Here is an 11,837-nt window from a genome sequence, read left to right on the forward strand (position 1 = left end):
CGACACGAATCCGCGACGCAGCCTAGATTCCCGCAACCAAGTGTTTGTCGGAGGGTCGGGGCTTGCGGGACGAGGAGCGGCGGGAAAATCGGTCGGGGCGTCGCGCCTCCGACCGCGCCGCCGGCGCGCCCGCCTGGTTGCGGATCGCCGTCCTGGTCCTGGCGCTGATCGCGGCCGCCTATGCCCTGATGGCGTCGCGCCAGTTCAGCCGGCCGACCCGCGAAATCAGCCGCCTGGAAGCCGAAAACCTGAAGCTGAACGCCGAGCTGGTCGCCAGCCAGACTGACGTGCTGATCCAGTCGGCCGAAGCGGGCCTGGCCGCGGGCCGCTCCGCCATCGCCGCCAAACGCGCCCCCATAGAGGTCGTCGAGGCCGCGCAGGCCGCCGCGCCCAAGGTCGCCTTCACCCTGGTTGGCCCCGGCGAGGCGGTGCAGGCCGCCAAGGGCGAAGGATCGGTCGTCGCCGGCCAGACCAATGCCGACGGTCTGAGGCTGGAGGCGCGGATCGCCCCCGTCCTGCCGAAAGGCGGCGAGACGCGGATCGTGTCGGCGGGCGGCGTAGTGCTGGCCTCCGCGCGCGCCGCCGAGATCGGTCAGCCTATTCGCACCCTGCTCGGCGTCGATCCCTCGGCCCTGGTCGACCAGGCCGAACCGCGCGCCGTGAAATCGGGCGGCAAGGCCGGCCTTGCCGCTGCCGCTCGAACCGTCGCGGGCGGTCCCTATGTCGTCGCGATCTCGGGAGGGACGACCGCCTCCGTCTTCGACGACGCCTGGGTGGTGCTCGCGCCGCTGCTGCTGGGGGTCGGGGTCGTGGTCCTGTTCATCCTCTATGGCCTGCGCCAGACGCGCCAGCACCGCGAACGGGTGGCCACCGAAAAGCGGTTCCGCATCGCCGTCGAAGCCGCGCGGTGCGGGGTTTGGGAATGGGATCTGGCCAAGGGCGAGGTGTCGCTGTCGGACTATATGGCCGCCCTGCTGGGCTTTTCGCGCGGCGGCGTGACCGACGCCGAGGATGTGATCGGCCGCGTCCATCCGCGCTTTCAAGAAGATTTCCGCCACGCCCTGCGCCAGGCGGCGGCCTATGGCGCCTTTGAGATCACCTTCCCGGTGGCGGGACCGGACGGGCGGGCGCGGTGGATCGACGCGCGGGGCCAGGCGCGCGGCGAGCGCGGCGACATGGGCTTTTCCGCCATTTTGGGCGTCGCGCTGGACATCACCGAGGCCCGCCGCGCCAAGGCCGCCGCCCAGGCCGCCGAAAGCCGGCTGCGCGACGGGGTGGAGAGCATCTCCGAGGCCTTCGTCCTGTTCGATCGTCAGGGACGGCTGATCCTGTGGAACCAGGCGTTCGAGGACGCCTTCGGCTTCGAGCACGGGGTGGTGCGGCGCGGCGCGATGAAGGACGAGCTAAACCGCATCGCCGGCCTGGCCATCAAGGCCGAGCACCGTCCCGCCGGCGGGCGCGCGGGTCTGCGGGAGGTGGAACTGCACGACGGGCGCTGGCTGCAGCTGTCCGAGCGGTTCACCTCGGAAGGCGGCTCGGTCGTCACCGCCGCCGACATCACCGCCATCAAACGCCAGGAGGCCGAGCGCCGCCGCGCCGCCGACGACCTGCGCGCCACGGTCGATCAGCTGGAAGCCAGCCGTGAGACGCTGGCGCTGCTGGCGCGCAAATACGAGGTCGCCATGACCCGCGCCGAGGCCGCCAACCAGGCCAAGTCCGAGTTCCTGGCCAATATGAGCCACGAACTGCGCACGCCGCTGAACGCCATCAACGGCTTCTCGGAGATCATGGCCAGCGAGCTGTTCGGGCCGCTGAACGAGAAATACAAGGGATACGCTGGCGACATCCTGAAGTCGGGCCAGCACCTGCTCAGCCTGATCAACGACGTCTTGGACATGGCCAAGATCGAGGCCGGCAAGATGACCCTGCACTATGAGCCGGTGTCCTTGCGCGAGGTCTGCGAGGACGCGGTGCGGCTGATGCGCGGCAAGGTGCAGGAGGCGGGCCTGAAGATCGCGGTCGAGGCCGGCGACCTGCCCGACATCGAGGCCGATCAGCGCGGCGTCAAACAGGTGATGCTGAATCTGATCTCCAACGCCGTGAAGTTCACGCCCGAGGGCGGCTCCATCGTCGTGTCGCTGAAACCTTTCGTCGGGACGCAGGGCGAGGACCGCGTCCGCGTCGCCTGCGCCGACACCGGCATCGGCATCGCGCCACAGGATCTGGTGCGCCTCGCCCGACCGTTCGAACAGGTCGAGGGCCAGCATTCCAAGACCACCCAGGGCACCGGCTTGGGCCTGGCCTTGACCAAGTCCCTGATCGAAATGCACGGCGGCCAGCTGAGCATGGAAAGCCAGCCAGGCGTCGGCACGGTCGTCAGCTTCGACCTGCCGGTGAAGCGGCCGGACCAGACCGTGCAGCCGATCCGGGCGGCGTTTGCGGCTTAGGGCGTTCCGATAGCTTCGGTTGCCGATGACAATGTCGCATTCCGACATGCGGTGTCATTCTGACAAGGCGTTTTGCGGCTCTCCACAATGATCCAACGTTGTGCAAGAACGACCTGAGGCAGTCCTTCGACTGCCCGTTGATTGCAAGAGAATGAAAATGATCGTTGCTGCCTTTTTGACGGCGAGCCTCCTGGGGCAGAACGCTGCTCCCCCGATCATCACTCCCTCGAACCCTGACGCCGCGGAAGCCGTCGCAGCATTTATGGGGCTAGGAAGATACTCTGGCACGTGTGTCGCCCATCTTCCAGCTGGTGCCAAGGCGCGCTTGGACATCCTCACTTCAGATCAGGCGCCGTCGGGCGTCCAGGCGTGGCTAATCTCCAGCTTCAAGCAAGGGTATGAGGAGGGTCTTGCAGACCCTAACCGCTCCGACCGGACAGCTTCTGAATGTCGAGACATGGAGCGGGCGGCAAACGCCAGGATGCAAGCCGTCGCAGAACGGCTGAACGGCCGCCGCTAAGGATGCGGCACAGTCCCGGTGCACACCTTGGGAAGACGCTACCGACATAGGCCGAAACTGCGGCCCGCCCTACACCAACTCCACGCCCATAGCGGTCGCTTCGCCGCCGCCGATGCAGAGGGCGGCCATGCCGCGGGTCTTGCCGTGGGCTTTCAGGGCGGACAGCAGGGTGGTCAGGACGCGTGCTCCTGAAGCCCCAAGCGGGTGGCCCAGGGCGCAGGCGCCGCCGTTGACGTTGATCTTGTCGTGGGGGATGCCGAGTTCCTGCATGGCGATCATCGGCACGATGGCGAAGGCCTCGTTGACCTCCCACAGATCGACGTCGTCGGCGCTCCAGCCGGCCTTCTTCAGCGCCTTCTGCAGGGCGAAGACCGGGGCGGTGGTGAACAGGTGCGGCTCGTGGGCGTGGGCGGCCTGGCTGACCACGCGGGCGATCGGCGTCAGGCCCAGGGTTTCAGCCGTAGACCGGCGCATCATGACCAGGGCGGCGGCGCCGTCCGAGATCGAGGCGGCGGAAGCCGCTGTGATCGTGCCGTCCTTGCCGAAGGCGGGCTTCAGATTTTGGATCTTGGACGGGTCGGACTTGGTCGGCTGTTCATCGCGATCGACAGTGACGGGGCCCTTGCGGGTCTTGACCTCAACCCAGGCGATCTCGGCGTCGAAGGCGCCCGTTTCCTGGGCGCGCTTGGCCCGGCCGGCGCTTTCGATAGCGTAGGCGTCCTGCTGCTCGCGGGTGAACTGATAGTCCTTGGCCGTGTCCTCGGCGAACTGGCCCATCAGCTTGCCGGGGGTGTAGGCGTCCTCCAGCCCGTCCAGATACATGCTGTCGGAAATGACGTCGTGGCCGATGCGCGCGCCGCCCCGGTGCTTTTGCATCAGATACGGGGCGTTGGTCATCGACTCCATGCCGCCCGCCACGATCACATCGGCCGAACCGGCGGCCAGCGCATCGTGCGCCATCATGGCCGCCTGCATGCCCGAGCCGCACATCTTGTTGATGGTGGTCGCCTCGGTCGAGGTGGGCAGGCCTGCGCCCATGCCCGCCTGACGCGCCGGCGCCTGGCCCAGGCCCGCAGGCAGGACGCAGCCCATGATGATCTGCTCGACCTTGTTCGGGTCCAGCCCGGCGCGATCCAGCGCCGCCTTGACCGCGACGGCGCCCAGGTCGGTGGACTTGGCGTCGGACAGCGCGCCCTGGAAACCGCCCATCGGCGTGCGGGCATAGGAGACGATGACGACAGGATCGGCGGACGTGGTCGCGGACATGGGGACGGCTTCCTCTATTTCGGGCGAGAGATAGCGATCCCGGCCGGTCAGGAAAAGTGCAGCCGCCGATACTTGCCCCGGAAATAGAGCAGCGGATCGCGGCGCGGCTCGAACCGGGCGCGCCTGACCCGGCCGATGATGACCAGGTGATCGCCGGCCTCGACGATCTGTTCGGTTCCGCATTCGAAGCTGGCTAGGGCGCCCGACAGGATGGGCGCGCCGGTGTCCCAGGTCTCCCACGCCACGTCCTGAAAGCGGTCGGCCTGGGACCGGGCGAAGACGCCGGAGGTCGGCTGCTGGCCGATATGCAGGACGTTGATGGCGAAATGCTCGGCCCGGCGGAAACGGTCGACATTGGTGGACGAGCGGGCCAGGCAGAACAGGATCAGCGGCGGGTCTAGCGACACCGAGGAGAAGGAGTTGGCGGTCAGGCCGACAGGCTGTCCGGCCTCGTCCAGGGTCGTGACCACCGTCACGCCGGTGGCGAAACAGCCCAGGGCGTCGCGCAGGGTGCGCGGGTCGGAACCGGCTTGGTAATGCAGGGCGTCGCGCGGGGCGTGGCGTTCGAGGAAGCCCAGGAGGGCGGCGTTCTCGGCCTCGACCGCGTCCGGCGCCTCGGCGCGCGCGATCGTCTGGATCGGAACGCCGGCCAACTGTGTCTCAAGCTCGAGCGAGACAGCCCCCTGCCCTTCGGCGACGACCGCCAGACAGCTTGCCAGGGCCGGGCCGGTGACGGCGAGCGCAGGGACGACGGCCGCCAGCGTCGTGTCGGAACAGACGATGGCCGGGCGAGAGGGAAGCTCGGTCAGCAGTCGACGCAGGGCGGCGGAGCTGTCGTCCGCTTCATCAAAATCGGCTGCGAGCATGACGTGGCGGCCGGCCTCGACCAGCGCGCGCACCGAACGGCGCCAGTCGCCGGACAGACGCTTGGGCGCGCCGATCAGCAGGACGATGGGATCCTCGGGGTCGCCCCAGCTTTCGACGTCCAGGCCTCCATTCGGGGGCGGCGATGCGGTCATGAGGCGAGGCGGTCCGGTCTGTCGTGAAGCGTGAGAGCGATCCCTATTAGGGGAAGACCGGCGCCCGGCGCCAGAACTGTATCAGCCGCCGTAGCCCCGGCCGCCGCCGCCGAAGCCGCCGCGCGAAACGACGGTGGTGCGGCTCTGCACCCGCGTCGGGGCCTGACGGGCGATGTCGCCATGCTCGCGCGCATTGGTCAGGGTCTTGCCGGTGCGATAGTCGCGGTAGGCGTAGCCGCCGCCATAGCCGTTGGACAGCCGCCCCTCGCGGTCGCGGTACAGCGGTCCGCCGCCGCGATAGCCGCCGCCGTTCAGCATCTGGCCGACGATGAAGCCGGTCAACAGCGGGGTGAAGAAGGAGCCGCCGTTGTTGTTCGGCTGGCATTGCGACGGTCCCCACTGGCCTTCGCACTCCTCGCGGGTGGCGTAGCGCGGCGCGGTCTTGGCGGCCTCTTGCTGAGCCTTCGTCAGGGCGGCGTCGCATTCGTTGTCGGGAATGTCGTTGGCGGCCTTGCACTCGTCCAGCGACTGATAGGCCAGGGTCGGTTCGGGCTCAGGCGCCGGGACACGCTGGGGCGAGCCGCAGGCGGCAAGCGAGAAGCTGGCGGTCGCCATCAGGCTGCTGACGTGCAGGACGCGCGAGCGCTTGAGCCGGCGCATGGTGTCTGTCTTGGGAAGGTCTTTGGGATCGGTCATGGCGGTCACGACGTCATGCAGGCTGCGTTCAGCAGGCCGACGCAGATGGAGATGGAGGCCAGATAGACGGCCGCGGCGATCTCGCCCGCCTCGATGCGGACGACCAGATTGCGGAAGGCCATGCGGCTGATGGCGACGAAGACGACGATCTGGATCACGCCGGCCAGCAGCGCCCAGGCCGCGAACTCCATCAGGCTGACGGTGTGCGACAGGGCCGAGGCCAGAGGCAGGACATAGCCGATCAGAGCGCCCCCAAGAGCAATGGCGGCGGCCGTGTTGCCTTCCCGGATCAGCGTATGTTCGTGATAGGGCGTGACCCACTGGTAGATCAGTTTGAAGGCCAGGGTGAAGGCGCCCGCCATGGCGAAGGCGATCAGGAAGGCGATCGCCCCCTGCTGAAAAATGAACCAGTCGAACATCGATCTTGCCCCCTCGGATTGCGCGCTCAGGCGCGGAACTCGGCCATTTCCAGCGGAATGCCGATCATGATTTCGTGCGTGCTGTCGCCGCCCTCGGGCTGCTGCTCAAGCGCCAGCATCAGCTCGCGCCCGCCGCCCAGCTCGCGAGCATACAGCATGCAGGTCTGGAAGATCTTGGCATAGGGCGTGGTCGCGGCGCGGTCGTCCCAGATCGTCTCCCACAGGGTGACGGGCGGCTGGATGGCGTCGCTCTCGGCGAACCAGAAGCGCGGATAGTCGGGCAGCTCCTCGGCCGCGCCGTGAAACACCGGCGCCGACAGGCGGTCGCGCCAGATGCGGCGTTCACGCTCGCCCGGCGGATAGGCCGAGGTCCAGGGCACGAACAGGCTGAAGTCGTAGGATTCCAGCCCGGGCTCGTCGTCGCTCATGGCCTGAAGCATGACGTGGTCGTCGGTGTAGAAGCGATGGACGAACTGGCCGCTGTCCAGGCTGACCAACCCCTGCGCCGAGATGTCCAGCACGTCGCGATCCAGGGTGAAATGGGTCTCGTCGCCCAGCCGGCGCCAGGCCAGCGGGTCGAGCGACACGGTGCGGCCGACGGTGATGTTGCGCACCGTCGCCAGCCGACTGGCGGGCGCTGCCTTCTCCGACGATCCGAAAAGCTTCTTGAACATGGGACGATCAGGATCCGGCCAGGCTCGGCTGGTTCAGCCGGACCGCCGACACATAGAACAGGCGATCGCCCTGTTCCACGCCTGTTTCCGGCAAAGGATTGAAGCGCGGCGAATCCGCGCCGTCCGGCTGATGCGCTAGAAGGGTCGCGCGGTGCTGGAGGAAACGCTGCGTCAGGTCGCCGACAGACCGACCCGCACCGGCCCATCTCAGGCTGAACAGCGTTGCGCCTTCGTCGAGGTGGCTGGTCAGGGCGCTGATGACTTGGCTGGCGCCAGGATCGCGCGCGGCGCGGGCCAGCATTTCCGGCGCCGACGACAGGACGATCTCGACCCGGGGACAGTGCTGCGCCAACAGTCGCGCGCTGTCGGCGTCATCGAAGAAGCAGACGATGTGTGCGGCGTCCGGCGCCATCGCCGAGACAGCCAGGGTGGCGGTCAGGGTATCGGCGTCATTGCTGGCGTGGATCAATATGCGGCTCGCGTTGGCTGCGCCCGCGCGGGCCAGACCTGTTGTCGAGGTCAGGCTTTCCGTCTGGACGTAGCGAATGCGCGGATCGACATCCGCCACCGCCTGGCGCGTTAGCAGCACCAGCGTCTGAGACCGGTTCAACTCCGCGCACAGTTCTTCGACCATCTTGGGCGTACGGACGGGGTGATAACCGACCAGCAGAATCGTATCGGTCATCCTTGAATAGTCTCCCTTGCCCGATCTCCGGGCGCGCCAGATGTCGCCGATCCCGGCCAGCACCTTGGCCACGACCGTCGTGAAAGCCGCGATGGCGCCGGGAAAGATCCACAATGCCGTGACCAGTCGGCCGCCAACGCCTTGCGGACTGAGATCGCCATAACCTACGGTATAAGCCGTCGTCGCGTACCAGTAGAAGAAGGTCAGCGGATCATGCAGCTCCGCTTCGTGGGCGATGGCGAGGAGAAGCCACGACGAAATAGCGTGAAAGAGGATCAGCCCGCCCAGCATGCGCCAGTGCATATCGGCCATGGCGTGGAACGCCCGGTCGAAAATCACGGCCAGCTTCATTCGCTGCAGCAACATGCGTCTTCCCTTCGCGCTAAGATGATCCCAGACCCCTAGGCGAAGTCAAGCGTTCATGTTACGCGTTTCATGTAACGATATGCCGAACGACCCATCGCCCTCTTCCGCCGCCAACGACCGCATTCGTGCGTGGCGACAGGCGCGTCGTGAGGCGGGCCTGGTCAAGCTGGAGCTTTGGGTGCCGGCCGCCGCCCGCGACGACGTCAAGGCGGCCGTTCGCGCCATCGTCACCGATTCAACACGCGGGCCGCAGCTTGCGGGGCGCCCGCGCCGCCCCACTTCCGATTCCATCACCCCTGGAGACGACCATCAAATGGACGCCGTGATCGAGACCCCCTGGACCGTGCCCGCCATCAAGGCGGCGCTGGACGGCTCAACCCTGCTGCGTGACGGCGAAATGACCCTGCGCGTGGTCGAGGGCGCCGAGCCGGTGCTGCTGGCGACCATGCACGAATACGGCGACCTGCCGGTCTATCTGAGCGTCGGCGGCGCCCAGATCGTCTGTTCGGTCCTGCTGTGGCCGGTGTCGGAGCAGAAGGATCGCCACGCCTTCAACGAATTCCTGCTGAAGGCCCAGCGCGTGGTGCCCCTGTCCAACTTCGCCATCACCAATGTCGGCGGCGAAGACGTGTATGAGCTGATGGGCGAACTCTCTTGCAAGACGACGCTTCAGACCATCCTGATCGAACTGCGCACCCTGGCCGAGAATGCGATCGACGCCACCGAACTGCGTGAAACCTTCGGCGCCGACGCCGCCTGATCCCGGAAGACCGACCATGTCCATGCTCAGAAAACTGTCCGCCCTATTCCGCGGCTCGGCCCATGACGCGGCCCAGGGCGTCGTCGACGCCAATGCGCTGAAGATCCTCGACCAGGAAATCCGCGACGCCGACAACGCCCAGGGCAAGGCCCGCGATGACCTGGCCGGCCTGGTGGCGCGCCGCCGCATGGCCGAAAACGAGATGGCCAGCTTCCGCGACCAGATCGCCAAATACGAAAGCTCGGCCCGCACCGCCCTCGGCCAGGGCAAGACCGATCTGGCGCGCGAAGTCGCCGGCCGCATCGCCGAGCTGGAGGTCGAGATCACCAGCCGCGGTCCGCTGATCGAGGACATGAAGACGGCCGAGACGCGCCTGCGCACGGCTATCGCCTCGACCGACCAGAAGATCGAGACGCTTCGTCGCGAGATCGACATCGTCAAGGTCAACGATTCCGTCCAGAAGGCCCAGACGTCGGTCGCCCTGAACTCGGCCGGCGCCCAGTCGCGCATCGGCTCGGCGGCGGACAGCCTGCAACGCATCAAACAGCGCCAGGCGATCCAGGAAGAGAAGCTGAACGCCAGCCAGGCGCTGGAGGATCGCCGCACCGGCGCGGACCTGGACGCCAAGCTGCGTGAGGCCGGCATCCTGCCCGGCCATTCCTCGGCCGATGACGTCCTGGCCCGCCTCAGCCAGCCGGAGGTGACCGTGGTCACCCCGCGCATCGGCCAATCCACGCCCGACAAGGACCCGGCCTGATCCATGGAGCGTCTGCGCTTCGATCCCCGCACCGACTGGGACGCCAAGGCCGAGGAACTCGGCTTCACCTGGCGCCACACCGACGGCAAACCCTATTGGGACGAGACGGCGGCCTATGCCTTTTCGCTGGCCGAGATCGAGGACGGGATCGAGGCGCCGACCGAGGAACTGCACGGCCTGTGCCTGGAGCTGGTCAACGAGGCCGTCCAGTCCGAGCGGTTGATGGAGCAGCTCGATATTCCCGAAACCATGCGGGACTATGTGGCCGACAGCTGGAAGCGGGGCGATCCGTCCCTCTATGGCCGGTTCGACTTCGCCTATGATGGGACGGGGCCGGCCAAGCTGTATGAATACAACGCCGACACACCGACCAGCATCTATGAGACGGCGGTGTTCCAGTGGCTGTGGCTGGAGGACCAGATCAAGGCCGGCGCCCTGCCCGCCGATGCGGATCAGTTCAACAGCCTGCATGAGAAGCTGGTCGATCGCTTCCGCGCCATCTTCCCGAACGGCGGCTTCGTGCATTTCGCCTCCGACGCCGATTTCGTCGAGGATCGCCAGACGGTGCGCTTCCTGGAAGATCTGGCCCAGCAGGCCGGACTGGAGCCCCAGTTCGTCGCCATCGACCAGATCGGGCTGAACGCCGACGGCCGGTTCGTGGATCACGAGAACTGGATCATCCAGGCGATGTTCAAGCTCTATCCGTGGGAGCAGATGCTGCGCGACGACTACGCCACGCCCCTGCCGACGGCGGACGTGACCGTGCTGGAGCCGGCGTGGAAGAGCATCCTGTCCAACAAGGCCATACTGCCGCTGTTGTGGGAGCGGCATGCGGGCCACCCCAATCTGCTGGAGAGCTATTTCGAGGGCGATCCGGCCGAGGCGGCGCTGGGCTCATCCTATGTCCGCAAGCCGTTGTTCTCGCGCGAAGGCGACAATGTCGAACTGATCGATCAGGGCGTCAGCGCCGCAGAGGTGGTGGACGGCGGCTATGGCGCTGGGCGTCACATCCGCCAGGCGCTGTGCGACCCGCCCCTGTTCGACGGCAACCATGTGATCGTCGGGTCGTGGGTGGTCGGAACGGAGCCGGCGGGCATCAGCCTGCGCGAGGACACGGGCCGCATCACCCGGAACACCTCGCGCTTCGTGCCGCACTTCATCCGCGACTGAGGCGCCGGCAGGCAACCAAGCCGGACGACCATCGTTTTGTCGGCTGACATCAACCGACAAGAAGCTTCCCCATGCGCAACGTCCGCCTCGCCCTGATCGCCACCACCGCCCTGACCCTTGCGGGCGGCGCGGCAGTCGCCCAGACGCAATATCCTTCGACGACCCAGGACCGGCTGGGCGCGGTCGTGGGCGCCCTGTTCGGCGATCGTCTGGGCCTGTCGGCGATGGATCAGGCCTGGCTGCGCGGCGGCCGTCCGCTGCGTGACGGCCAGAGCCAGTTCTCGACCCGCGTGGACGCCAGCGTGCGCGCCGGCGGCGTCTCCGCCTCGGCCGCGACGCGCCTGCGCGCCGACTATTTGGCCCTGGTCGATCTGGAGAACCAATACGCCGTCGGCGGCATCTCGGCCCAGGAACGCGCCGATCTGAACGCCCGCTACACCGCCCTGACCCAGACCCTTGAAGCCGGCGCCTCGGGCTATGCCGACATGGACACCGTGGCCCAGGGCCGTGCGGACTTCGAGACCCGCGTCAACGCCGCCGTGACGGCGCGCCGCATCACCCGCACCGAGGCGACGCGCCTGAAAACGGACTATCAGGCCCTGATCCAGCTGGAGAGCCGTTACACCGCCGACGGCTCCATCAGCGCCAGCGAGCGCGCCGATCTGGACGCGCGTCTGGATGCCCTGGACCTGCGCGTCGGCGACGGCCCGGCCGGACAGACGCCGTCTGCCAACCTGCCCGCCCGCACCCGTCTGGCGAATCTGGAAACCGCCCTGACTGCCGCGGAACGTTCGGGCGCCATCAGCCGCACCGAGGCCGCCGACATCCGCGTCGAGGCCGGAGATCTCGCCCGCCTGGACGCCGCCTACACCCGCACCAGCCCCTCCTCCGACGACACGGCCTACCTGAGCCGCCGCATCGGCGAACTGGAACTGCGCGCCCGCCGCTAAGCCTGACACTGGACGTCCCGCGCAATCCGGCGTGGGACGTTCGGGATGCTCCAGGCAGCCCCGTCAGGCCGCCCCCGAGACATCAGCGCGTAGCCGCAAATGGCGGCC

General features: G+C 67.6%; 11 protein-coding genes. 5 read left to right on the plus strand and 6 right to left on the minus strand.

Translation table 11 applies throughout. From position 1 onward, the window contains the following. Positions 1–62: 62 nt before the first annotated feature. On the plus strand, positions 63–2,447 hold the full coding sequence (locus tag HNP47_RS07480) for an ATP-binding protein (RefSeq protein WP_184278938.1): 2,385 nt from the start codon (positions 63–65) through the stop codon (positions 2,445–2,447). Between the two features lie 589 nt (positions 2,448–3,036). On the opposite strand, the gene HNP47_RS07485 is transcribed toward HNP47_RS07480, so the two are convergent. The 6 genes from HNP47_RS07485 to HNP47_RS07510 form a co-directional block, all read right to left on the minus strand. Beyond that, a complete protein-coding gene (locus tag HNP47_RS07485; RefSeq protein ID WP_184278939.1) occupies positions 3,037–4,233 on the minus strand; it encodes an acetyl-CoA C-acyltransferase in 1,197 nt (398 codons plus the stop codon). Between the two features lie 47 nt (positions 4,234–4,280). After that, positions 4,281–5,252 (minus strand): flavin reductase family protein, encoded by a 972-nt coding sequence (locus HNP47_RS07490; protein ID WP_184278940.1) that lies wholly within the window; start codon positions 5,250–5,252, stop codon positions 4,281–4,283. Positions 5,253–5,333: 81 nt separating this feature from the next. Continuing rightward, the gene (locus HNP47_RS07495) at positions 5,334–5,948 is read right to left on the minus strand and encodes a DUF1190 domain-containing protein (RefSeq protein ID WP_221414939.1); all 615 of its coding nucleotides are present in this window, start codon (positions 5,946–5,948) and stop codon (positions 5,334–5,336) included. A 5-nt stretch (positions 5,949–5,953) separates the two neighbouring features. After that, positions 5,954–6,367, minus strand: a complete 414-nt coding sequence (locus HNP47_RS07500) for a DUF350 domain-containing protein (protein WP_017506364.1) — start codon at positions 6,365–6,367, stop codon at positions 5,954–5,956. Positions 6,368–6,393: 26 nt separating this feature from the next. Then, a complete protein-coding gene (locus HNP47_RS07505) occupies positions 6,394–7,041 on the minus strand; it encodes a YjfK family protein (RefSeq protein WP_184278942.1) in 648 nt (215 codons plus the stop codon). A gap of 7 nt (positions 7,042–7,048) precedes the next feature. Beyond that, positions 7,049–8,092 (minus strand): potassium channel family protein, encoded by a 1,044-nt coding sequence (locus HNP47_RS07510; protein ID WP_184278943.1) that lies wholly within the window; start codon positions 8,090–8,092, stop codon positions 7,049–7,051. Positions 8,093–8,171: 79 nt separating this feature from the next. Here HNP47_RS07510 and HNP47_RS07515 point away from each other — a divergent pair, with 79 nt between their 5' ends. From HNP47_RS07515 to HNP47_RS07530, 4 genes are all read left to right on the plus strand, one after another. Then, positions 8,172–8,852 (plus strand): DUF2170 family protein, encoded by a 681-nt coding sequence (locus tag HNP47_RS07515; protein WP_184278944.1) that lies wholly within the window; start codon positions 8,172–8,174, stop codon positions 8,850–8,852. Positions 8,853–8,868: 16 nt separating this feature from the next. After that, positions 8,869–9,609, plus strand: a complete 741-nt coding sequence (locus HNP47_RS07520; protein ID WP_055803477.1) for a PspA/IM30 family protein — start codon at positions 8,869–8,871, stop codon at positions 9,607–9,609. A gap of 3 nt (positions 9,610–9,612) precedes the next feature. Beyond that, positions 9,613–10,779 carry a glutathionylspermidine synthase family protein gene (locus HNP47_RS07525; RefSeq protein WP_184278945.1) on the plus strand — a complete coding sequence of 389 codons (1,167 nt, stop codon included), beginning with the start codon at positions 9,613–9,615 and terminating at the stop codon, positions 10,777–10,779. Positions 10,780–10,850: 71 nt separating this feature from the next. Further along, the gene (locus HNP47_RS07530) at positions 10,851–11,729 is read left to right on the plus strand and encodes a hypothetical protein (RefSeq protein WP_184278946.1); all 879 of its coding nucleotides are present in this window, start codon (positions 10,851–10,853) and stop codon (positions 11,727–11,729) included. Positions 11,730–11,837: the final 108 nt, after the last annotated feature.

Source organism: Brevundimonas vesicularis, from assembly GCF_014204545.1.
GTDB lineage: Bacteria > Pseudomonadota > Alphaproteobacteria > Caulobacterales > Caulobacteraceae > Brevundimonas > Brevundimonas vesicularis_B.